We start from the raw sequence: 24,721 nt of genomic DNA, 5'->3' as shown, positions 1-24,721 counted from the left end.
CAACGAATTCAACTAGACAAGGATAGGTATATAACTATGGCAGAACTCTATTATATTAATATCGAAGACCCCATAAGTGCTGATGATTATCAGACGTTACTGGGCACATGTGCTTCAGACAAAAGGGAAGCCTTACACAAATTCAGATTTGAGGCAGACCGAAAAAGAACCTTGTACGGGGAAGTGCTGGCCAGATTCATGATCGCCAAGAAAACCGGAGTTACGATGAAAGACATTGAATTTGACAAAAATTCATACGGAAAACCTTATGTAAAGGATCAGAATGAGGTATTTTACAATATATCTCATTCTGGAAAGTATGTAGTCTGCGGACTGGATACTGAGGATATTGGCATAGATATTGAAGAAATCCGGGACATTGATTTGGATATTGCTAAACGCTTCTTCCATGTCAAAGAATATGAGGATATCATTTCTCGGGAAATAGGAGAGCAGGTTCATTCGCTGTATGATTACTGGACGTTAAAAGAAAGTTATATCAAGTTTTTGGGCGTCGGGCTGAGTAAGCCGCTGAACTCATTTTATTTCATGATTAACGGAGAATCCGTACAGCTCTGCTCCCAAGAAGACCATACAGTTTATTTTTACCGTTACTTGCTGCAGGATAATTACAGGCTTGCCGTTTGTGTAAGCACACCTGATCAGATCCATATGGAAAAAACATCACTTCATGACCTTGTAGCCTATATTAAGAGTGAAAGTTAATGGATAAAATCTGGTAAGGAGTCCCTGGCATGAAGAAAATAGTAGCGATTTCCGGAGCATTAAGCACTTTGTTTTTTTTGATACATCTTATAGTGGCCTGTATCTATTACGCAGGAATCATGCCGTATGGATATATTCATATGACCATCGGCGGAATTCTGTCCATTGTCATGTCCGTCCATATGCTTTCCGCGATCTTCCTGATGGTGAAAAATCGCCAAAGGGATAAACAAGCCAAGCAATATCCGCAGCTCAATATGGGCACTGTAATCCAGTCCGCAACAGGTATTTTCACAGGGATATTTTTATTGGTGCATATCCTGGTGATTGAATTAAGCAAAAGGATAGACGGGACTATATTTAATATTATTTATGTTTCAGCAGAGTTTTTGTTTCTCTTAACTGTAGGTCTGCATATGGCCATCAGTGTGCCCAAGCTCTTTATATCCATGGGAGTCATTAAAAAACGGGAGAATTACCCGCTCTTCATCAGAGGGACCTATGTCTTCTTGGCCTTAGTGCTGGTGATGTATATGGGGTCCCAAATTATGTTTTGGGCAGCATAGACAGCCGGGTGAAGCTGTTGTCTGAGGGAGAGAGAGGAGTGTCAGCATTCGGATGAAGAATATACTTGTAATGGGCAGCGGCCTGGCCGGAATGACGGCAGCGCTGAAGCTTGTGGAAGAAGGAGCAGCTGTTACCTTGGTGTCACCGGCGTATTCAGAGAGAGCGCAGTCTGTAATGGCCATGGGCGGAATTAATGCTGCCCTGAATACCAAACAAGAAGATGATTCGATAGATGAGCATTTTGAGGATACCATGCGGGGAGGCAGTGAGCTTAATGACCCTGAAGCCGTGGCTAATCTGGTACGGAGGGCTCCGGAGATCATCCGCTGGCTTGAAGAAATCGGTGTGAATTTCACCCGGGATGAGAAGGGCAGAGTGGATTTACGGAATTTCGGCGGACAAAAAAAGAAACGTACTGCCTACGCGGGTGCGCGTACCGGTAAACAAATTGCCACAGCTATCATAGCAAAATGCCGGAAATATGAAGCTGCTGGCCAAATCAAGCGGCTGACGGGCTGGAGATTCCACTCCCTATTAATAGAAGGCCAGGAATGTGCGGGTGCTGTTCTGCTGCACGAGAACACGAACGAACTGCAAAGCCTGGTTGCCGATGCTGTGATTATGGCCGTCGGAGGGCCGAATGGCGTTTTCGGAAAAACTACCGGCTCCAGATTAAATGATGGCTATGCCGCGGGAATGCTGCTTGAACAAGGGGTCGAATTTTCCAATCTGGAGATGATTCAATATCATCCTACAACAGTACATACCCCTTCCAAACGTATGCTGATTACGGAGGCTGCACGTGGCGTCGGAGGAAGATTGTACGTCATTAGAGAGGGTCAGCCCTGGTACTTCATGGAGGAGTGGTTTCCGGGATATGGGGCATTAATGCCGCGTGATGTGGTGAGCCAGAGTATCTATAAAGTATGTAATGAGATGAAGCTGGGTATTAACGGGAGCCAGGAGGTTTATTTGGATGTCTCTCATCTGTCCCCGGAAATTATTGATGTACAGTTAGACGAAGTTGTCAGCATCTGTTCGAAATTCTTAAACGTTAACCCGTATAAGGAACCCATTCCAGTGGCTCCAGGGATTCATTACTTTATGGGGGGAATCAAGACGGATAAGAATCACACCACGAATCTAGCGAGACTTTTTGCCGCAGGAGAATGCTCCGCTCAATATCATGGGGCCAACAGACTGGGCGGAAATTCGTTATTAGGCGCGATTTGTGGAGGGTGGGTTGCAGCCGAAAGCTCTCTAAGGGTCGGCCCAATCGATGCTGCTGCCGCAGACAAAATAGGTAAACAGCAGCTGGAGACAGCAAATCAGGAGCTGCAGCATTGGGAGAAGAGAGCGAACACTTCTATAAAAGGCTATGTTCAGATCAAACAAGAATTATCAGAGCTTATGTACGGCGCCATGGGTATATATAGAAAAGAGAGACAGCTGCTTGAAGCCAAAAAAAGGCTGGAGGAAATGAACAGCGACAGCGCAGAGTCATGGTATCATCATCATTTTTATGAATACAAAACATTATCAGCCAATATTGTATTGGCAAGGGGAATGGTCGAGTCGGCATTGGCCAGAAAAGAGAGCCGGGGGGCACATCAGAGAATCGATTATAGTGAAAAAAATGATACACAATTCAAGAAATCTACGAATGCAGTATTTCTGAATAATAGTATCTGCATTGAGTTTAATTAAGAAAAGAGGCAGTACTATGAGTATCAGGATTAATATCAAGCGGCAGGAAGATGCAACGAAGGAAGCGTACTGGCAGAATTTTGAGTACTCAGGTGAATTACATGTATCCATAGGGACTCTAATTAATAATCTGAATAGTGAAATGCTGGAAAGGGACGGGGGAGAGCGGCCGATCCGCTGGGACTGCAGCTGTGAACAGGGACTGTGCGGAGCATGTGCAATGGTGGTTAATGAGAAGCCGGTACTGTCCTGCCAATTATTTTGCGATGATCTGGTACAAGAAAACAATGAAATTACGATTCATCCCCTAAGTAAATTCCCGGTCATAAGCGATTTGGCAGTGGACCGGAGTCAAATGTTCGAAGTGATGAAGGACATGAAGCTATGGCTGGAAGAGCCGGCAAAGGTTAGAACCGCCAATTTAACGCTGCAATATGAAGTGTCCCAATGCCTGATGTGCGGCAGTTGTCTGGAGGTCTGCCCCAATTATAGCCTGGGTGAATTATTTACTGGAATGTCCTCCGCGATGTCGATGACTAATCTGACCTTATTAAGTGAGGACAAAGCCTATAAAAAACAATATACCCAAAGAGTATATGATGGCTGTTCCAAATCTCTTGCCTGCCAGGAAGTTTGCCCCATGGACATTCCGATTGTGGAGGCGATCTCCAAAATGAATAGAGTATCGGTCTGGGGAATGTGGAACATGTTTGGGAAACATGGATAAAATGAAACTGATGAATGACATTACCAAACTACGATAGCGGAGGACACACCATGAAACAGCTCTACATCAAGCAAAAGGTATTCAGCATTGGCGAGAAGTTCACGGTGAAGGATGAGCGGGAACAGGATGTGTATTACGTGGAGGGCAGCTTCATGCGGATTCCAAAGACCTTCTTGATTATGAATGCAGGCGGAAGGGAAGTTGCACAGATTACGAAGAAGGTGTTCAGCTTCCTGCCCAAGTTCTTCGTGGAAGCGGATGGCCGTGAGGTGCTCACCATTAAGAAGGAGCTGTCGTTCTTCAAGGCGCGCTATTCGATAGATTCGGCGGATATTGAGGTGCACGGGAACTGGTGGGATATGGATTTCCAGGTCTTGCAGCGCGGGGCGGTTGTCGGGGAAGTGAGCAAGAAGTGGTTCACCTGGGGCGACAGCTACAGCGTGCAAGTATGGAATGAGGAGCTGGAGGCGATCATCATCGCGATTGTAGTCGCCATTGATTGTGTGAAGAGTGATGAAGCCTCGTCTTCTAATCAGTAGCTATTCTTCCAACAACATAAAAGACAAAAAGAGCAGCGGTTCTCCCGTTATTGGAGGATCGCTGTTTTGTATTTGGTATAAAATCATGAAACAAAATTGATAATGATAAGCATCAAAACTGATATCTTACCGCAATGAAAGCGGATACAATAAATTTGTAGTAATAATCAAGAGGGGGCAAGAACCATGAAAATCAAAAAAAAGACAATGTTACTGGCAAGCTCGGTAGTTGTACTGTCTGCCCTAATGAGCGGCTGCAGTAAAGAGGCGGCAAGCCCGGAAGCCACGCCTGCTGCCCCGGCGGCATCGGAATCCTCCCAGGAGCCTTATGTAGTCAAAATAATTATGGTGGACGATGCGGATGATGAAGCGGTGAAGGCGGTTGCCGCAGAAGCAAGCAAAATTACAGAAGCGAAGTTTAACACCACCATTGAGCTGGTCCGGTACGGCTTCAGCTCGTTCAACCAGCAAAGAAATCTGATGCTGTCCTCCGGGGAGAAATTTGACCTGATGCCAAGCCTGGGGCTGACCGTTCCGAACGCCTCCAACAGCGGTCAGGTGGTGGCGCTGAATGATCTGCTCAAGGAATACGGCAAGGATATGCTGGAGCAAATACCGCAGTCCGATTGGGATTCGACTTCCGTGGACGGGCAGATCTATGCGGTCCGCAATAATAAGGAGTTGGCCTCCGGTTATGGCTATGCCATCCCGACAGAGTATCTGGAGGCGCTGGGCACCGATCCTGCTTCGATCAAGACCGAAGAAGATTATGAGGGTCTCCTTAAGGCAGCCAAGGCAAAATTCCCGAATATGTACCCGCTCGTCTCGGATGCCGGAACCATGGGATATTATATTTCCTACAAGGATGATCTGGGAGGAGATCCCGGCGTACTGGAGGATTCCACCAAAGACAGCACGACAGTGGTGAACTGGTATACCTCGGATACCTACAAGGATATTGTAGCGCGCCGCTATCAATGGCAGCAGGAAGGGCTGCTGCTTCCGAACGGTTCAACCAACTCGGAGAGCGCGGTTAGTCTGATTAAGGCCGGGAAGGCCTTCTCATCCATCACCAACACCAAGCCCGGTGTAGAGTCCGAGATTGAGAGAAGCACAGGCAAGCCAATGACGGTTATTGAACTGGTCTCCCCGTATTCTACAACCAATAATATTAACAACCTGTGGTACGTTCCCCATAACAGCGAAAAGCCGGAAAGAGCGGTACAGGTGTTAAATGAAATGTACACTAACCCTGAGCTGGCTAATATCCTGATCTATGGCGTGGAAGGCAAGAATTATGTAGTAAAAGATGAGGCCAAAGGGCTTATCGATTACCCAGAGGGCATGGATGCCGGTAACAAGACCTACAACGTTGATCCGTGGGCTTGGCCGAATGAGCTGATCTCTCATGTGTGGGCATCCGATTCCCCTACCGTGTGGGAGGATACACTGAAGTTCAACGAAGAAGCCATCAAGTCCGTGGCCAAAGGGTTTGTCTGGAACAATACGAAGGTATTGCCGGAGATTGCTGCGGTCAATAATGTGCTCTCAAAGTTTGTTAATGCACTGGATTGCGGAGATTTGAACCCTGAAGAAGTGCTCCCCCGTTTCGAGAAGGAGCTGAAGAGCGCCGGCATCGACACGATTATCGCGGAGAAGCAGGCCCAGCTTGATGCCTGGCTCGCCCAGAAGAAATAACAGCTAGTTAGCCATAAGAATGCTCCTCCGGTCCGGCGGTCAGGACAGCAAGAGCGAGTTCCGGCCGCCGGGGCAGGGAGAGGGGAGGAAGCCAATGAGTCGCGTGAAAAAAATGAGCCGCTGGAAATTTAAACAGTATCTGCCCCTGTACCTGCTGTTGCTTCCCGGCACGATTTATATCATCATCAACAACTATATTCCCATGAGCGGAATCATTGTTGCCTTCAAGCAGTTCAATTACCAGAAGGGGATCTGGGGCAGCGATTTCATCGGGCTTAAGAATTTCGAGTTCTTATTTAAGACCCAGGATGCCTGGCTGATTACACGCAATACGCTCGGTTATAATCTGTTGTTCATTGTCATTGGAACCCTAATGTCCGTAGGGGTAGCGATTCTGCTGAATGAGGTGACGTCAAAGGTAGCCAAAAATATATACCAGACCACCATTCTGCTGCCTTATCTGATCTCGATTGTTATTGTGGGTTATCTGGTCTATGGCTTCTTAAGTGCCGAAACCGGATTTATCAACAATTCACTCCTGAAGCCGCTGGGGATAGATGCTGTCTCATGGTATACCAGACCCGAGTATTGGCCAACTATTCTGGTAATAGTGAATGTCTGGAAGTATTTCGGCTTCAATACGATTATCTATTATGCCACCTTAGTCGGGATCGACAGCGGTTTTTATGAATCTGCGGCAATCGACGGTGCAGGCAAGTGGAAGAGCATCCGCCATATTACCCTGCCCACGCTGAAACCGACAATTATCATTCTCACGCTGATGGCGATTGGACGGATCTTTTACTCGGACTTCGGTCTCTTCTACCAGGTGCCCATGAACAGCGGGGCGCTCATGAATGTAACCAATACCATTGATACTTATGTCTATCGCGGACTTATGCAGACCCAGAATATCGGAATGTCCTCAGCTGCCGGTGCGTACCAATCAATGGTCGGGTTTGTCCTGATTCTGCTGGCTAATTATATTGTCAAGAAAAGAGATCCCGACAGTGCATTATTCTAGAATCTTCATAGAAAGCAGGGAATGCAGATGGTTCAAACCAACAAGGGCTTCCGGGTGTTTGTACACTTATGCCTGGCTGCAATATCCATATTATGTATCATTCCCTTCCTGCTGCTGATCGTATCGTCCATTACCAATGAGACCAGCCTGATTCAGGACGGGTATTCATTCTTCACCAGCCATCTTGATTTCACCGCATATAAGTATATATTCACTAATTCCAGCGATGTGGCCCGGGCGTATATGATCTCCATTATCGTCACGGTAGCCGGGACAGCGCTAAGTCTGCTCATTACCACCATGTTCGCTTATCCGCTGTCGCGCAGGGATCTTCCGGGGAAGAATCTATTTTCCTTTTTCATTTTCTTCACCCTGCTGTTCTCCGGCGGATTAATTCCGAGCTATATTATGTGGACACAGGTCTTCCATGTGAAAAATACCATGTATGCGCTGATCTTTCCCAATTTGCTGATGAACGCGTTCAACGTCATTATGATGCGCAGCTATTTCACGACGAACATTCCGGATGCCGTGACGGAAGCGGCCAAGATTGACGGAGCCGGGGAGATCCGGATTCTGTGGAGAATTGTACTGCCCATGTCCCTGCCGATTATTACAACACTGGTCCTGTTTATCGGACTCGGGTACTGGAATGACTGGCTGAACGGACTTTATTTTATCAGCGACACAAGCTTGTACAGCTTACAGGTGCTGCTCAACAAAATGCTGCTCGACACACTCTTCATGATGAGCGGACTCGGCAATAAGCTGCAGGTTAACATGGCGATGAATTTTCCGACAACTGCGATCAAAATGGCCATTGCGGTAATAGGCCTGCTTCCTGTACTGGTGGTCTACCCGTTTTTCCAGAGGTATTTTGTAAAAGGGATCGTTGTCGGTGCAGTTAAAGGATAAGGGGGAAGAATTTCAATGCCGGACTATTCAAATTTTAAGGTAGCCTTATATTTTACGACGAGATGTATTTCCAATTTTGATTCTGTAGAGAGCCTTAGACGCGGTTTTGATTTTTTTGAGAAGCATTTGAACTGCTCCAAGGTCTATCTGGAGACCCACAGGGATGATATGGACATGTCCAGAGAGCAGCTTGAAGTTATGAAGGAGTTCTTCCTTGCCAAAGGAATTGCCGTCTCCGGCGCGATTACAACCACGCTGATGAAGACGACACTGAGCAAGCCGCTACGGAATGAAACCGGGGTTTTCGGCAGCGGGGGCACGATTTTTGGAAGCCAGGCCGAGCCGGTTGAAGAAGGCTATAAGCGGTCTTGCACAACGCTGTGCTACACCAATGAGGAAGAGCTGCTTAAGCTGGAGGACATGGTCAGATTCTCGGCGAGCGTGTTCGATGAGGTGATTATTGATGATTTCTTCTTCACGAACTGCACCTGTCCGTCCTGCATCAAGGCCAAGGGGGACCTTAGCTGGGCGGATTTCCGCTTGCAATTGATGACGGATGTATCGGAGAATGTAGTTATGCGCGCCGCCAAAGCGGTCAATCCTAAGGCGAACATGATCATCAAATTCCCGGACTGGTATGAAGCCTATCAGGAGACAGGGTATAACCCTGAGACGCAGGCCGGGATATTCGATGAGATTTATACAGGCACGGAGACGAGGGATTCCAACCATTCCGCGCAGAGTCTTCCGCGATATGGCAGCTATTCGCTCATGCGCTGGCTGGAGAAGCTGAAGCCCGGGCATAATGCAGGAGGGTGGATCGATTCGCTGGGGAGCACGCCGCATATTTCCTATTTCCTCGAACAAGCCTATCTCACGCTGTTCGCCAAGGGGAGAGAGCTGACCTTGTTCTGCTACAGCTGGCTGATCGACACCGTTCAGATTCCTGCACTCGGTCATGAGCTGGGCCGCCTGGATCAGGTGCTGGGTGCAGCCGGCAATCCTGTGGGCTTATCGGCGTATGAGCCGTTTCATGCCCGGGGCGAGGATCACCTGTACGATCATCTGGGCATGGCCGGATTCGCTCTGGAGCCTGCACCCCAATTCCCGGACAGCTCCGGCCTCGTCTTCATCTCGGCAAGCGGTGCCCAAGATCCTGACATCATGAATAAGCTGAGTACTCATCTCCTGAACGGATCGGATGTCTGTATCACCTCGGGGTTCCTGCGGGAGATGCAGGGCAAGGGCATCGAAGAGCTTACCTCGGCAAGATATACCGGCAGAAAAGCCTGCTCCAATGAATTTGTCTCCGAAGGCTCAGCCTTCAGCGGCTCTTACTGGAGCGGAAGCAGCGTGCTGTTGCCGGTCATTGAGTATATGAGCAACGCCGGGGATTGTCTGGTCGCGCTTAAGAAAGAAAACCACTGGGCTCCCGTGCTGTTAAGAAATAAATACGGCAACGGAACCGTCTATGTTCTGACCGTACCGGATGACTATGTCGAGCTGTATCAGTATCCGGCAGAAGTACTGACGATCATGCGCCAGCATTTGATGGGTGATTTGAAGATTTATCTAGAGTGCAGAGGGAAGATTTCCGTCTTTCTGTATGATAATGATACGTTTATTGTGGAGTCATTTGCGGACTCCGAGGAGAAGGTTAAGGTGCACGTATCCGGCAATGGACGCAAATTGGTGGATGTAAGAACCGGAGACGTACTGCCGGTCTTTTATGAGAGAGCGAGTGAATCTGTATTTGAGGTTGAGGTGCAGCCGCTCCTGTACAGAGTGTTCAAGCTGGTATAGATTCCCCCCGAGGAGAGCCGGATGCTTATGAGAGCGAGAGCACGAATTTCATACAAAAAACAGACCCTGCTGATCCTGCTGCTGCTGATCGTTCCCTTTCTGATTTGCCTGCTACTGTACAATCTGTATACGGCAAATACGGTGGTGAACGCCAATATATTGCAGGAGAACAAGAGCAAGCTCCGTGTCTACTCCTCGTCCTTCGAGAAGAATCTGTCCAATATCCATGCCTTCATGTCAACAACGGTAGCGAACGATACGAATTTCAAGGTCCTGGGCTATAAAGTGGGGAAATTAGACGCCTTCCTGTCCGCCAATGAGATCCTGGAGAAAAGCAAAAATGTCATGTCCATGTATGATATCGTTACCGGTTTTTTTCTATATTCCGCCCCTAACGGACTGATGTGGAATGAATTTCAACTTAAAACCGAAACGAAGAACCGCCCAAAGCTGACAGAAGAAGTGCAGGGGATGATGCAGCAAGGGGATTTCACGCCTGCCGGGTGGTTTGTGCGCGAGCTGAATGCTGAATCCTATCTGGTCCGGGTATTTGAATACAAGCAGGCTTACTTCGTATGCATCATCCACCTCAACAGGGCAGCCCAATTATTGAATATGGACGGTTCGGCGAATGCAAATACGTTGCTGTTTGCTTCCGGGGACATGCGTTTGTTGACGGCCGATCCCGATTTAGATCCTTCAGCGCACGTATTGACAACGAATAGCAGCGGCAAGCCTTATGATACAACGAAGGTAGGAGAGAAGAAGTACCTGTTCATTCAGAGCGACTTCGGGGTGAGCGGGGTGAAGATGGTGTATCTGGTGGCGCTGCGGAGCATCTGGGCCAATATGGACTCCAAGCAGTTATCGCTGCTGTTCTCCTCGATCCTGTGTCTGCTCCTTGTACCTCTAGGTTATTATCTGCTCAACCGTTCCTTTTTCTCTCCGTTTAAGGGCATGGTCCATACGATGAACAGTATCAAAGACGGTAATTTTGACGTAACCATGAGCAATCAGTCCCCGATTCTGGAATTTGAGCAGATGAGCGAGACCTTTAATGAGATGCTCCAGGAGATCAAGTCGCTGAACATCAAGACCTATGAACAGATGCTGGAAGCCCAGCTTGCCACCATGCAGTATCTGAGAATCCAGATCCGCCCGCATTTTTATCTGAATTGCCTGAACAACCTGTATGCCCTGGCCCAGAACGGAGACTATAAGCAGATCCAGGAGATGATCCTTCTGCTGTCAGGGTATCTGCGGCATATGTTTCAGGAATCTCCCTATTTTGTCTCCCTGGCGGATGAAATGCGTAATACAGAGACGTATGTGGAGCTGCAACGGATGACGCAGTCCATACCGATTTATTTCTCGGCGGATGTGGTGGACGAGCTCCGGGATTTCCTCATCCCCCCGATCACGATCCTGACGTTTGTTGAGAATTCCATGAAATTCGGGATGTACCAGAACAAGTCCTTGATTATCCATGTGAAGGTCAGACTGCTGAAGAATGACGCAATGAACTATGTCAACATCACCATTCTGGACAACGGGAAGGGCTTCCCGGAGGAGGAGCTGAGCCGCCTGAATTCGGAGCAGACCGGGGAAGATTCGCAGCATGTGGGAATCAGCAATGTGAAGCGCCGCTTTTATATTCAATATAAGGGCAAGGCGATTCTGTCTTTCTCCAACTCCAACGGCGCATGTGTGGATATATTCATTCCGTATTCCGAGCCCGAATCCCAGGCGGAGCCTGAGACGAACAATGGGGTGGTCTAGATGATTGTGCTGATTGTGGATGATCAGATCAATATTGTGGAGGGTATCTATTCAGGGATTAACTGGAAATCCATCGGGGTGGAACAGGTGCTGAAGGCATTCAATGCCCTGGAAGCGAAGGAGATTCTTAAAAGTCAGATTGTCGATATTCTGCTCAGCGATATTGAGATGCCCGGGGAAAGCGGTCTTGACCTCCTAAGATGGGTGCAGGAGAAGCAATATGAGCTCATCTGCCTGTTCCTGACCTCTCATGCGGATTTCGAGTATGCGAAGGAAGCGGTTCAGCTGGGCGGGCATGACTACATTCTTCAGCCGGCCAAATATGAGGATATTGAGCAGTCCATCATCCAGGCGGTCCGCAAAATTAAGGGCAAACGCGAGACCGAGAAATACTCCTCCTACGGGAAGCTGCTGTTCAATAACAGTGAGCGTATTCTGCAGGTTCTGCTGAAAGAATGGTTCACAGAGAATTCTACCCATGTGGAGCATTTCCTGGCAGATATGAGAAGCTTCAATATTCCGATTAACGAGAGCAGTAAGGTGTACTTGACGTTAATCGATATGATCAGCGACCGTGATTCCTATAGTGTATGGGATACCCCTACCTTATCCTATGCCTTGTCGAATATTATTACGGAGCACTTTGACGCTTACAGACAGCAGATTCTGCTGATTCCCGTGGAGGGGCAATGCTTCTTATGTATCATTTTCTCCCGCGAGAACGAACTGGTCAGTACCTGGATTCTTAAGCAGCAGCTGGACAGCTTGAGAGAGTTCATGCAAAAGTATTTCAAATGCAGGATTGCTTGTTATTCCGGCTCCTCCCTGTCTATCGATATGCTGGGCAAGCGGTTCGCTGAGCTCCACAAAATGAAGGAAGACAATGTTACGTTCCTGGATGACGTATTCATATGGAATCAGGATCAGATGCTCCCGCAGAATGCAAGCCATGCTGAGGATATGCACCTGTGGAACCAGTTCCTCGGCAAGGGATCGCCTGACCAGATTCTGAAGCAGGTGTTGTCCTTCTTAAGACAAAGGTCAGAGGAAGGAGGACTGAATGCGGAACGCCTGAAGCGGTTCTACCAGAACTTCATGCAGCTGCTCTCTCATATGACAGGGTATATGGACATCTCCGTCAATGATATCTTTGAGGGCAGCGAATGGCTGGGCAAGTCGCTTCATTCCTATTCCAGTGTAGCGGACATGGAGAAGCTGATTCAATATGTGATGGAATATTTCCAGAGTGTGGCCGTATCCAAGCAGGATGCGCAGCGGCTGGTAGATACGATCATCCAGTATATCCGCAGCAACATAGAGATTGATATCCGGAGGACGGATATTGCCGATGCGGTCCATCTGACACCCAATTACGTCTCGCGGCTGTTTAAGAGTGTAATGAATGTCTCCCTGAAGAGCTTCATCATCACCGAGAAAATGAACACGGCGCGAACGCTGCTACGGAACACAGCCTTGCCCATCAGCATGGTTGCCGCCAAAGTAGGCTATGCCAACTTTTCACATTTCACGCAAGCCTATAAATCATTCTTCGGCGTAACTCCCATGGAGGACCGGCAGAACTGAAATTCTGAACGTTGCCCTTACTGGTTATCAAACCGGGGGCAACGGCTGGAAGCCCCGATAGGCTCTGGAGTTACGGCGGCGAAGCCCCGGCCTTGGCCTGTCGCTGGTAATTTCGCGGTGTATACCCGGTCACCTGCTTGAATTGCCGGCAGAAATGCTCCACATTCGGATAGCCGCACCGTGCTGCGATATCAGCGATGCTCTCTGTGCTGTGGATGAGGTATTCCTTGGCCATGCGGATGCGGCTGTTAATGACATCCTCCATACAGGAGAGTCCGAAGGTTTTTTTGTAGATATTCTGAAGATAGCCTGAACTGATCTCCAGCACACCGGCCATTCTGGCTACGGTCCAGTACTCCCCGGGATTGGTCTGAATAGACGTGCGCAGCTTCAGCAGCTTGTAATATTGCGGGGTAATATTGTCCTGGAAATAGGATTCCCACAGCTTGTTGAACAGTGCACGCAGGAGCAGATCGATGGAGGAGGCTTTGCAGTCCCCGCCCATATGATGCTCGCTGGCGAGCAGCTCAAGCAGCTTTTGGCAATAGTCAGGGTCGCTAAGCGCAAAGGGGATACCTAAGGGAAGCGGAGATTCGGTAACATAAGGCTCATTGGATTCAAAACGAATCCAGTCATTGATGAATTGGCCGGCGCAGGCCTGATAATATACTTTCTGCTGCGGCTGGTAAAGAACTACGCTGTGGGCAGGGTATTGCTTGAGTCCGCCATGCACCCAGAATAGAGCCGGAGTCTTGGTAATGACCAGGAGCCAGTGCGCGCCAGCGGGAACATCTACAACGAAATTAGAACCGTGTATCGTATTGCACTCGACATAGTGAATAAGGGCCATTTCCATACTCCTCCCGGCAACCATGCTTAATTATAGCATGGTTTTTTTTATGTTTTTGTCAATGCCGGATAAGTGAAGTAAAAATGTGAGCGTTGTCAATAAATAGGTGCCTCCCCCATAATGAAAGCGTAACCAAATTAAATCTACACTAAATGAACTGGGGGTTGACTATGAACACAGGTACAAGAAATGGTCTGGGCCGACTGAAGAGTACATCCATCCTGCTGTTGTCTGCACTGCTGTTGTCCGCTTGCTCGGGCAAGCTGGAATCCGGTAACGGCGGCAAGGACGCGGCAGCCGGTAATGATCCGAAGCCAAGCGCAGCTGTTGATGAGAGTCCGCTCGGCAAATACGATCCTCCGATTGAGCTATCGTTCGTCAGAGATCTGAGCGATGTGGTAGAGAATAACGTGCTTGGCGTATTGAAGGATGAGACGATTGATAACAACCGCTGGACCAAGCTGTATGAGGATCAGCTCGGCATCAAGATCAAATATAACTGGATTGTGAAGGGCAGCCAGACCTCGGATCAATACTTGCAGAAAATCAATGTCACCCTGGCCTCCGGGGATCTGCCGGATGTAACGCCGGTCAACGCCACCCAGCTCAAGCAGTTGGCCGATTCAGACCAGCTTGAGGATATGACAGCTTTATATGAAAAGTATGCTTCCCCGTTCACCAAGAAGGTGCTGTCGGGAGAAGGCACGAGTGTATTCGATGCCGCGACCTTCGACGGCAAGCTGATGGCTATCCCGAGCCTGGAATCCTCCATTGAACGCTCGATGTATATCTGGATTCGGACAGACTGGCTGGAGAAGCTCGGTATGCAGCCGCCGAAGACGATGGCGGATGTCCTGGCGATCTCTGAAGCGTTCGCTGATAAGGACCCCGACGGAAACGGGAAGAAGGATACCTACGGCCTTGGCATTACCAAGGATCTGTGGGGCGGGGCGATGGGACTGGAAGGCTTCATGGCCGGGTATAATGCCTATCCGAACATCTGGCTGGATGACGGAACCGGCAAGCTGGTCTACGGCAGCATTCAGCCGGAAGTGAAGAAAGCGCTTCAGGTGTTGCAGGATATGGCCAAGAAGGGGCAGCTGGATCAGGAGTTCGGTGTCAAGGATGGAGGCAAGGTCTCTGAGCTGATCTCGGCCGGCAAGATTGGGATGGAGTACGGCGAGCAGTGGAATTCCATCTGGCCGCTGCAGCTCAACCGTGACAATGATCCCAAAGCCCAGTGGCAGGCCTTCCCGATTGTCTCGGAATCGGGCGACACGCCGAAGGTGCCGCTGAAGTTCAGCACAACCCGCTTCTTCGCAGTAAAGAAGGGCGCTGCCCATCCGGAAGCGGTGATCAAATTGTTCAACCTGCATGTGGAGAAGAACTGGGGTGAGACGGCTGAATTCGATAAGTACTATGCACCGCCGGAAGCGGAAAGTGTCTGGCAGCTGTCTCCGGTTACGCCGTATCCGGTCACGAAGAATGTAGATGCGTTCCGTGAGATTGATGCTGCCCGCAAGGCCGGTGACTTCTCTACACTGAAGGGTGAAGCCAAGACGATCCAGGAGAAGCTGGAGTCCTATGCTTCAGGTTCAACGGAGGGCTTCTCCCTATGGGGCTGGGAGCGGATCTATGGAGAGCAGGGCTCCATGGGCATAGCTGACCAGTATATCAAGAATGACCAGTTCCTGCAGGAGAAATTCGTCGGCGCTCCGACTCCGACCATGGTCGAGCGCAAGACAACGCTTGAGAAGCAGCAGAATGAAATGTTTGTCAAAATCATTCTGGGTGACCCTATCGATAAGTTCGACCAGTTCGTGAAGGACTGGCAGAAGCTGGGCGGCGATCAAATTACGCAAGAGGTCAACGAATGGTACGCAGCGACTAAGAAATAAGGCGCCCCTGGAGGAAGAAAACGACCTTTTCTTCCTCCATTCCATTCTTGCCTGCAGATGTGGAGGATAACGATGAGAACAAAACTGCGAAAAGAACTGCCGCTTCATTTGATGCTTTTGCCGGGACTGGTGATGATCCTTCTGTTCTCTTACGTCCCCATGGCCGGTGTCATGATTGCATTTCAGAAATTCATCCCTGCCAAGGGCTTGTTCGGGGATCAGAAGTGGGTGGGCCTTGATAACTTCGAATATGTGATGAACCTGCCAAGCTTCACACAGGTGCTGTGGAATACGCTGTTTATTTCAAGTCTCAAGCTGATTCTGGGCCTGATTATTCCGCTGGTGTTCGCGATTCTGCTGAACGAGCTGGCCAGTAATGTGATCAAACGGTCTGTGCAGACAGCGATTTATCTGCCGTATTTCTTATCCTGGGTCGTGCTTGGCGGCATCTTGATTGATATTCTGTCTCCATCGGGCGGGATTGTGAATGAATTCCTCGGATGGTTCGGCGTCTCCAAGATATTCTTCCTCGGCGACAATGACTGGTTCCCCTTCACGCTGATTGCTTCGGATGTGTGGAAGAACTTCGGCTACGGCACGATTGTATACCTGGCGGCTATAACGGGGATTGATCCCGGACTCTATGAAGCAGCTACCATTGACGGTGCGAACCGGTGGCACAAGACCTGGCATATTACCATTCCGGGCATACGCATGGTCATCGTCCTGCTGTCGGTACTCAGTCTGGGTCAACTGCTGAACGCGGGCTTCGATCAGGTCTTCAATCTGTACAGTCCGCAGGTCTATGAGAGCGGGGATATCCTGGATACCTTCGTCTACCGGATCGGTCTGCTCGACGCACAATACGGCGTAGCGACTGCCGTCGGCTTCTTTAAATCGATCATATCGCTTACCTTAATTTCCAGCTCGTATTTCCTGGCTTACCGTTTCGCCAAATACCGGATTTTTTAGAGGAGGGAGTACCCTTGGAGCAACAGCTAACGCCTAAACCGGAGGAATGGACTCCCATTCGCCCCAAAAAACGCTTTGACGGGATTGCGGTATTGAACGCAACCGTTCTGATTCTGGTCTCACTGCTCTGTATCCTCCCGCTTATTCATATTATAGCGGTGTCCTTCAGCTCCAGCGCGGCGGCTTCCGCAGGGTATGTCAGGCTCTGGCCGGTAGATTTCACATTCGCCTCGTATATGTATACGATGAGCCGCACAGAATTCTGGCAGTCGATGCTTGTCTCCCTGACACGGATCGGCATCGGCACGCCGCTGAACTTGTTGCTGACGATCCTCGTGGCCTATCCGCTATCCAAGGAATCACACGCTCTGCGGTTCCGCAGCGTCTATGCCTGGGCCTTCTTCGTCACGATGCTGTTCAACGGCGGGCTGATTCCCTGGTATACCACGCTCAAGGAGTATGGCCTGCTGGATTCCATCTGGGCGCTGGTGCTGCCCGGCGCAGTTCCTGTGTTCAGCGTGGTGCTGCTGCTTAACTTCTTCCGGGAGATTCCGAAGGAGCTGGAAGAGGCGGCGCTGATTGACGGGGCGGGCCACTTCCGGACGGTCTGGTCCATCTTCGTGCCGATCTCCAAGCCGGCGCTGGCTACACTGGCCTTGTTCTCGATGGTGGAGCACTGGAACAGCTGGTTCGACGGCCTGCTGCTCATGGGGAATCCGGCCAACTATCCGCTGCAGAGCTATATTCAGACGATAGTGATCCAGCAGAACCTGTCGAATATGTCGCGTGATGCCATGCTTGATCTGGCGCTGATCTCGGACCGGACGCTGAAGTCTTCCCAGATCTTCCTCGGCTCCCTGCCGATTATTCTGGCCTATCCGTTCCTGCAGAAATATTTCGTGAAGGGAATTGTACTCGGCAGTGTCAAAGGTTAACCTCCCGGAAGTTATGCATAAGCCTGCGGCTCTCCCCGGATTCAGGCTATAATGGTGAAAATGATTGCTGGGGGCCTGGGATTGTTGTTCAAAAAGGATTACTCACTGCGCAATACGATATTTCTGCGGCTGATTGTGACCTTTCTGCTCATTATGCTGCCTATTCTTGTCTTCGCCGCTTATCTGTATCAGTGGATTGTGCAAACGGCCAGCAGCGATATCCGAAGCTCGGCCAGCGCGCAAACCGTCTTCTACTTAAATGATATGGAGAATGAGATCGAGCGGATGAAGCTGCTGCAATACAGTCTGCTGGAGGATGAGGATCTGAATAAGCTGGCTCTGACCTGGGAGACGCTGCCGACCATTGACCGCACGGAGAATCTGAATTCGCTGATGAAGCGGCTGTTCATCGTGCAGAACAGCAGCACGTATATCAAGGACGTCAGGGTTCATATTATGACTATAGGCCGGACCATATCATCAGTCGGCGGCGTGCGTGAGATTGAACTGAAGCGCTTCCGCGAGATCCGCTCGGTCTTCGGGGACCGCCGTTCCCAGGTGATTGAGTGGGATGGCGGCCTGTACCTTAGTGCGATGAAGCAGCGGGGCATCAAGGGGGCGGAGCCGCTGCTGACGGTCGAGATTGAGCTGGACACCCAGGAGCTGCGGGCGGCGCTGGGCCAATTCAATACGTATCCCGGCAGTGGAACGCTGCTGCTCTCCGATAGTGCGAGATTCGCGCTCTACAGCATGACCGGCGAGCTGGCGCAGGCGGAGCCGTCCCAGTATGCCCGGGATATCCGCGCGGTGGCCTCCGGGGAGAGGCTGAGGATCGCCGGTGCGCCTTATTATATCGTCCAGACCGGCTCACAGGAGCTTGGCTTGTCCATCTACCGGATGATCCCGGAGGATATTATCAAGAATCCGCTGAGCAAATTCTATACCTGGGCCTGGGTGTTTGGTGTGGCTGCGCTTGCCATCATCATAGCTTTTGCACTATCGACCTACAAGTTCATTCATAAGCCGATGCTGACGCTGGTGAAGAGCTTCCGGAGAATGGAGCAGGGCGATCTGGACATTCATATCCAGCATGAGTCGAAGGATGAATTCCGTTATCTGTACAGCCGTTTCAACCAGATGGTGAGCAATCTGCATTCCCTGATCGACCAGGTGTACAAGCAGAAGATTATGGCCCAGCGGGCAGAGCTGAAGCAGCTGCAATCACAGATTAACCCGCATTTTCTGTATAACAGCTTCTTCATTCTGAACACAATGGCGAAGACCGGCGATACCGAGCGGATCGAACAGCTTACTACGATGCTGGGGGAATACTTCCAGTTTGTCACCCGGAACGCTTCCGATCTGGTGTCATTGGAGCAGGAGATTCACCATGCAAGGATGTATACAGAGATTCAGGCCATGCGCTTCTCCCGCAGAATTGGGGTCCGGTTCGATGCCTTGTCGGAGGAGCTGAAGAAGGTGCCCGTTCCGCGGCTGATTGTGCAGCCGATTATTGAGAACGCGTTCAAGCACAGCCTGGAAAAGAAAGCCATGGAGGGCCTGATCATTGTCCGCTTCGTGCAGGAAGGCCCGGATATCCGCATTATCGTTGAGGATAACGGGGACCGGCTGAGCGATGACACGCTTGAGCAATTGAAAGACTCCCTTAATGTCTATCAGGAGCAGGCGGAGACCACCGGCCTTGTGAACATTCACCGGCGCATCCGCATAACCTTCGGAGAAGAGAGCGGCTTGCTGGCGGACCGGAGTGAGCTGGGCGGACTAAGGGTAACCATCCTGCTTAGAGCTGGAGGTGAGAATGCTGATGTACAGGATGCTTATCGTTGATGATGAAGAGATTATCACAGATGGACTGGCTGTAATTTTCGGCAAAATGGAGCTTGAGCTGGATATCTACAAGGCCTACTCGGGCCGTGAAGCGCTAAATCTGCTGCACCGGACCCGGGTGGACATCGTGCTGTCTGATATCTGTATGCCCGAGATGGACGGGCTGGAGCTGATGGAGCATATCCGCCGGAGCTGGCCGCAATGCAAAATCGTCTTCCTGACCGGACACAGCGACTTCAATTATGTCTACCAGGCGATTCAGGCTCCGGGCGTCCAGTATGTGCTCAAGAATGAAGGTTATCCGAAGCTGATTGAAGCAGTGATGCGTGCGCTACAGGAATTGAACGACACCATGCAGGTGAATGATCTGATCCGTGAATCCAAGGAGCAGCTGAACACGCTGGAGACCTTGGCGCAGGGCGATTATTTCCGCCACCTCATTCACAGCGTCAAGGCGGATCAGGATATGGCCGGGGACTTCATCCGTCTGAACATTCCGCTGGATGCTTCGCGGCCGGTCCTGATCGCACTGGGCAGCATCAGTGATCCTGAATCCTCGCGCACGTATATGAACCGCCGGGAGACAGCACTTGCGGTCAAGTTCCTGTCGGAGAAGCTGCTGAAGGAGCGGACGGTCAGCCTTGGAGTCATCGACCGTTACGGTGACCTGATCTGGCTGATTCAGCCGGGCGGTACGGAAGAGGCTTCGCAGCCGGAGGATCTGGAGCAGATGATAAAATTTCTGGAAGGCACCTTCGAGCTGATTCAGCAGTCCTGCAGGGAATCGCTGGAGGTCGGGATGGCCATCACCCTCAGTGCGGAGGAGTCCGCGTGGTCCAGGCTTCCTGTGGTGTACGATAAGGCGAGGCAGGTTCAGCATTACCGGGCCGGGGACGGGGAGCGGATGGTTCAGAAGGTGCAGCTGAATGAAGCGGCGTTGCCGGATACCTTGCGTGACCGCTTCCTGCGTGACAAGGTGGAGACCCTGGCTGCGCATCTGGAGGCGGGCCGCAAGGAGGAGTTCCTCCGGCTGTTCGGGGAGATGGCTGAACCTGCGGGGCAGGAATGTACGCGGGGCAACCCTTATTTGACTGAGCTGTATTACACCATTGCTCTGATGCTCATGTCGTATACGAACAGGTGGGAAGCGGACCAGGAGATCGGGGCAAGCGGGCTGATGCAGCTTGAGGTCCACCGTACATGGGGAGAAGCCTTCCGCTATCTGGAGGATACCGCCGGGAATCTGTTCTCTGTCCGCAGGAGCGGCGAGCAGAAGCGGGCGGCGGGTGTTATCGACCGGATCTGCATATATATAGAAGAGAATCTCGACCAGGACCTGTCGCTCGTGCGGCTGGCCGATGTGATCCACTTCAATCCCTCCTATCTGTCCCGCCTGTTCAAGCAGGAACGGGGAATCAATCTATCCGAGTATATCGAGGAGCTGCGAGTCCGCCAGGCCAAGGATCTGCTGCGGAGGGGGGAGCTGAAAGTGGCGGAGGTCGGCTCGCTAATCGGCTACGTCACCCCGCAATCCTTCACGCGGGTCTTCAAAAAGTGGACCGGAACCACGCCGCAGGAATACCGTGCGGATGTGGTTGGGGGTTGAATGGATAGGATATAAGAAAGTCGCTCCTTCGGATGGATGGCGTTGCCTCCATCGTCCGGGGGAGCGATTGTTCGTTGAGGAGAGTAAATGAGAGGGATAAATCCCATTTATGCAGCCAAAAGTCGGCTGGATGGGCGAATGAAAGAGATGGTATTAGAGTAACGAGGAGCACAAGTGCCCCTGATATCGGCAGAAGTTAGCTAAATGAGTGAATGAGGAGCACAAGTGCCCCTGATTCCAGCATAAGTTGGCTAAACGAACAAATCAGGAGCACAAGTGCCCCTGATTTCACTCTGCCCCGCCAGAAGTAGGCCAATGGAGGACAGTGAGGCCAGCTTTAGTTAGTTTCTTTTATAAGTAAATCCGATAATTCCCGCTCAGCGCCAGCATGGTGAAAAAGTATAGACAGTTGTCGTAATACCGCCGTTCTCCGGTGCGCAGCGGGGTGTTCCAGAATAGCTTGACGAAATGCCCGGCATCCGGGCCATCGGCGGCAAGCGAGGCCATGGCCAGAGTGGATAGCAGGCCGACCGGATGCAGGGAAGGCTCGTCGAACGGCTGCCCGTCAATGGTATACCGCCGGTAATCAGCCGGATCGATATCGCGGAAGAAAGCCTGAATGCGGTTAGACTGCTCTACCTGCCAAGGATCGCAGCGGAACCATTCATAATCCAGCCCGATGTTGGCGGCGACCCGGTAAGCATCACTGAAGAAGTGGCGGAAATCGCCATGCGGTTGAGGGTCCGCCGGAGTTCCGTCATAGTTAGCGTATTCCGGGGACAGCCCGGTAACCGGGTGGCAGGCCAGGTGCAAGTAATCCCGACTCCGGGTAGCAGCATCCTTCCAGAACGCCCGGTCAGCTTCATCCGCCTGCAGGGCGAACAGATCATAGAAATGCGGCAAATGATAGGAGGGGTCGCTGAACGGAGTCTCCGGGATGAACTTGATCAGCCGGGTCTCCGGGTCCCACATCGGATGGCCTTCCCCGTCTTCTCCCTTGTGCACACAAGCGCGGAGAATGATTCTGGCCTGCTCGGAATAATTGAACGGCGCGGCTCCGTCACCCCAGCGGCGGGAAGCGAAGAACAGTGCCATCGCGAAGAACTCTTCTCCATCCGGCGCGGGACCGGGAGACAACCGTGTACCATCCAACTTGCATTGCCAGGCGAAATAATCCTTATATCGGCCCTCCGTATGCTGCATGAAGACTTTGGCGAAATTCCAGAGCCGGTCGAACTCCTCCTTTTTATCCATCTGAACCGCCATCATCATCCCGTAGGACATGCCCTCTGTGCGCACATCGGTATTGCCTGTATCTACGATATAACCCTTATCCTCATCCATAGTATGGTAGAGCCGGACATCAGGGGCACCGTAGAATATTTCGTTCCAGGTATCTTCCAGCCGCTGCTGAATCGCCTCCGGACGCAGTCCGTTCTCAAGGAACATATTTCTGTACTCCCCTGTGTAAAAAGAGCCCTCTGTAGTATTCATCATAACATCCTCCAGGTGAATTTTATTTTGCCCAAGTATATCATAAGCGGCAGTATAGAGATTAAAGCGTTTTCCAGATATTTTATAGAGGATTCCGGCTCCGGCCCATAATCTAAGGATAGATCAAGCTTAGGTGTCTATATGTCATGGACTTCACGCCAAAAGCTTCTCTATACTGATAGGGACATGCTGCAAGATGAATAACAAGGTAAGGGTGATAGAGCTATGAATGAGGTGGCAGAGCTAATGAAGCTTACAGTCTACACGCGCATACCGAACCAGGATTACACCGGGTCTCTCGCCAACAGTGTTCATATGGCCTGTGCAGATGACGCTAACGAATTTCAGCCGCTGAACCGGAACTATGGCCTATTATTTGCCGTGGCCACCGTGGATGAGAAGAATGTGATTCATGAAAAAGGACTCAAAAACCCCTATCTGTTCCGCACACAGGATGGTGCTTTCGGGATGATTGCGGTAAGAATTGATGCCTCGGGGGAGGATGACGGGGAGAGCAGAGGGCAGATTCTGCTGTGGACCTCGCCGGATCTGGTGACCTTCGATGCTCAGCGGCTTGTCCGGCTAGACCATGAACGGTATGTAAAAGAAGCAGTCTGCGCACTGGACAGCACTGGCGGATATGAGATCCGCTGGCAGGACAATGACGGCAGCTATTATGTGAACCGGCTGGCCGACCTGCGGAAGCCGGAAGGGATCTCGCCGCCGGAGCCTGCGGAAGCTTACACAGTAGAGCGGCCCGCGCAGCCGCTGCCCGGAACCCGTCCGGGGAATGTGCTGACCGTGGACGGTCCCGCCGGCCGTAAGGTTCAGGCTGCCTGGACCCCGGTGCATAACACCGGTATTCGCGTGGCAGAGCAGGTCAGTGTTCACTCTGCCGACGAATTGACAAAGGTCAGAGCCACAGCGCTATATTCTGACGGCTCCACTGCCGATAAACGGGTGGCCTGGGATACCGCAGGGATTGATTTCACCTTGCCAGGAACACATACCATACATGGCAAAGTGGTCACTTATGACTTGCCGTTCCCGTTAGCAAGCGGCTATGCAGACCCGGTGATTCTCCCTTGGAACGGCAGGTATTACTTCCTGGCTACCAATGACAATGTCAATAATATCGGCATCTATGTCCGCGTGGCAGATACCTTGCAGGACTTATTCGCTCCGGGCTTCCAGGAAGCCGTTATACTGGACCTGAATGAGGAGCTGAACTTCATCCAGACCTTCTGGGCACCGGAATTCCATGTCATCGGCGGGGAGCTGTACATCCTGTTCGCTGTTGGCGGTAAGGTATGGGGACCGCAATGCCATCTGATGAAGCTGAACCCCGGCGGCGATATTATGAAGGCCGGGGATTGGAGCACGCCGGTCCGGGTGAAGCGGATGGACGGTACTCCACTGGCCGCAGACGGCATTACGCTGGATATGACTTATTTCAAGGCAGACGGTACCTCCTGTGTAGTCTGGTCTTACCGCAAAGGGATCGGAACGCCGCTGGATACCGGCTCCATGCTATACATCGCCACTGTAGATGAAGCGAACCCGGCGGTATTAACCAGTGAGCCGGTGCTGCTGTCGCGTCCGCTGCTGGGCTGGGAGAATGTTCAGGGCACGATCAATAACGAAGGCCCGTATCCGCTCCTTACGGAAGATACTGTGTATATTGCCTATTCCGGCGGGGCGGCAACGGGATATACCTATGCGGTGGGCTGGTTAAGCATTCCACGGGGCGGCGATGTTCTGGATGCCGGTGCCTGGAGTAAGGCGGGCACGCCGGCACTTTCTTATTATTCGCTGGACGGGGTGTACGGTCCGGGGCATAATTCCTTTTTCCAGGATACAGATGGTACTACGCTAGTCCTCTACCACGGGGAAGAGCAACTGGTGAAGCATGGAACGAGATGCTCGGCGATCCACAGAGTCCATTACAACAGTAACGGAGTTCCACTGCTCGATGTGGCCGGGGAGAGAGATGTACATCCGGATTACGCCGACTGCACGATACAGGTGACAGTGCTTGCTTAGTCTGGA

The 24,721-nt window shown here is 51.1% G+C and carries 19 protein-coding genes; 17 read left to right on the top strand and 2 right to left on the bottom strand.

All coding sequences use genetic code 11. The features are described from left to right. Positions 1-36 precede the first annotated feature (36 nt). The 11 genes from MHH78_RS24500 (at position 37) to MHH78_RS24450 (ending at position 13,069) form a co-directional block, all read left to right on the top strand. Complete coding sequence (locus tag MHH78_RS24500; RefSeq protein WP_341169121.1) at positions 37-726, top strand: 4'-phosphopantetheinyl transferase family protein; 690 nt, start codon at positions 37-39, stop codon at positions 724-726. Between the two features lie 29 nt (positions 727-755). Beyond that, positions 756-1,292 (top strand): hypothetical protein, encoded by a 537-nt coding sequence (locus MHH78_RS24495; RefSeq protein WP_076073553.1) that lies wholly within the window; start codon positions 756-758, stop codon positions 1,290-1,292. 52 nt (positions 1,293-1,344) lie between these two features. Further along, a complete protein-coding gene (locus MHH78_RS24490; protein WP_076073555.1) occupies positions 1,345-3,000 on the top strand; it encodes an FAD-dependent oxidoreductase in 1,656 nt (551 codons plus the stop codon). A gap of 16 nt (positions 3,001-3,016) precedes the next feature. Continuing rightward, positions 3,017-3,727: a 2Fe-2S iron-sulfur cluster-binding protein gene (locus MHH78_RS24485; RefSeq protein WP_341169120.1), complete on the top strand. Its 711-nt coding sequence runs from the start codon at positions 3,017-3,019 to the stop codon at positions 3,725-3,727. A 50-nt stretch (positions 3,728-3,777) separates the two neighbouring features. Beyond that, positions 3,778-4,266: an LURP-one-related/scramblase family protein gene (locus MHH78_RS24480; RefSeq protein WP_341169119.1), complete on the top strand. Its 489-nt coding sequence runs from the start codon at positions 3,778-3,780 to the stop codon at positions 4,264-4,266. Between the two features lie 186 nt (positions 4,267-4,452). Further along, positions 4,453-5,964 (top strand): ABC transporter substrate-binding protein, encoded by a 1,512-nt coding sequence (locus MHH78_RS24475; RefSeq protein WP_341169118.1) that lies wholly within the window; start codon positions 4,453-4,455, stop codon positions 5,962-5,964. Positions 5,965-6,058: 94 nt separating this feature from the next. Further along, the gene (locus MHH78_RS24470) at positions 6,059-6,988 is read left to right on the top strand and encodes an ABC transporter permease (protein ID WP_036724983.1); all 930 of its coding nucleotides are present in this window, start codon (positions 6,059-6,061) and stop codon (positions 6,986-6,988) included. Positions 6,989-7,015: 27 nt separating this feature from the next. Next, positions 7,016-7,903: a carbohydrate ABC transporter permease gene (locus MHH78_RS24465; protein ID WP_076073565.1), complete on the top strand. Its 888-nt coding sequence runs from the start codon at positions 7,016-7,018 to the stop codon at positions 7,901-7,903. A 15-nt stretch (positions 7,904-7,918) separates the two neighbouring features. After that, a complete protein-coding gene (locus tag MHH78_RS24460) occupies positions 7,919-9,706 on the top strand; it encodes a permease (RefSeq protein ID WP_341169117.1) in 1,788 nt (595 codons plus the stop codon). 27 nt (positions 9,707-9,733) lie between these two features. Continuing rightward, complete coding sequence (locus MHH78_RS24455) at positions 9,734-11,485, top strand: sensor histidine kinase (RefSeq protein ID WP_341169116.1); 1,752 nt, start codon at positions 9,734-9,736, stop codon at positions 11,483-11,485. Then, entirely contained in the window at positions 11,486-13,069 is a 1,584-nt protein-coding gene (locus tag MHH78_RS24450) for a response regulator transcription factor (RefSeq protein WP_341169115.1), read from the top strand. 70 nt (positions 13,070-13,139) lie between these two features. Here MHH78_RS24450 and MHH78_RS24445 read toward each other — a convergent pair whose 3' ends face one another. After that, a complete protein-coding gene (locus MHH78_RS24445; protein WP_076073573.1) occupies positions 13,140-13,919 on the bottom strand; it encodes a helix-turn-helix transcriptional regulator in 780 nt (259 codons plus the stop codon). A 170-nt stretch (positions 13,920-14,089) separates the two neighbouring features. Between MHH78_RS24445 and MHH78_RS24440 the strand changes: the two genes are divergently transcribed. The 5 genes from MHH78_RS24440 (at position 14,090) to MHH78_RS24420 (ending at position 21,178) form a co-directional block, all read left to right on the top strand. After that, complete coding sequence (locus MHH78_RS24440; RefSeq protein WP_341169114.1) at positions 14,090-15,817, top strand: extracellular solute-binding protein; 1,728 nt, start codon at positions 14,090-14,092, stop codon at positions 15,815-15,817. A gap of 72 nt (positions 15,818-15,889) precedes the next feature. Beyond that, positions 15,890-16,789: an ABC transporter permease gene (locus tag MHH78_RS24435; RefSeq protein WP_076073578.1), complete on the top strand. Its 900-nt coding sequence runs from the start codon at positions 15,890-15,892 to the stop codon at positions 16,787-16,789. Between the two features lie 56 nt (positions 16,790-16,845). Then, on the top strand, positions 16,846-17,724 hold the full coding sequence (locus MHH78_RS24430) for a carbohydrate ABC transporter permease (RefSeq protein WP_076074807.1): 879 nt from the start codon (positions 16,846-16,848) through the stop codon (positions 17,722-17,724). Between the two features lie 81 nt (positions 17,725-17,805). Continuing rightward, positions 17,806-19,572, top strand: coding sequence for a sensor histidine kinase (locus tag MHH78_RS24425; RefSeq protein ID WP_076073580.1), 1,767 nt, complete (start codon positions 17,806-17,808; stop codon positions 19,570-19,572). Continuing rightward, on the top strand, positions 19,550-21,178 hold the full coding sequence (locus MHH78_RS24420) for a response regulator transcription factor (protein WP_341169113.1): 1,629 nt from the start codon (positions 19,550-19,552) through the stop codon (positions 21,176-21,178). Before MHH78_RS24425 ends, MHH78_RS24420 begins: the two co-directional genes overlap by 23 nt. A gap of 351 nt (positions 21,179-21,529) precedes the next feature. Here the strand turns inward: MHH78_RS24420 and MHH78_RS24415 are convergent, their stop codons facing one another. Continuing rightward, on the bottom strand, positions 21,530-22,672 hold the full coding sequence (locus tag MHH78_RS24415; protein ID WP_341170370.1) for a glycosyl hydrolase family 8: 1,143 nt from the start codon (positions 22,670-22,672) through the stop codon (positions 21,530-21,532). 246 nt (positions 22,673-22,918) lie between these two features. Here MHH78_RS24415 and MHH78_RS24410 point away from each other — a divergent pair, with 246 nt between their 5' ends. Beyond that, on the top strand, positions 22,919-24,715 hold the full coding sequence (locus MHH78_RS24410; protein WP_341169112.1) for a family 43 glycosylhydrolase: 1,797 nt from the start codon (positions 22,919-22,921) through the stop codon (positions 24,713-24,715). Positions 24,716-24,721: the final 6 nt, after the last annotated feature.

The sequence above is a fragment of the Paenibacillus sp. FSL H3-0333 genome, from assembly GCF_038002805.1.
Taxonomy (GTDB): Bacteria; Bacillota; Bacilli; order Paenibacillales; family Paenibacillaceae; genus Paenibacillus_AQ; species Paenibacillus_AQ silagei.
The sequence above is the reverse complement of the archived record's forward strand: the minus strand, read 5'-3'. Positions and strand labels throughout refer to the sequence as shown.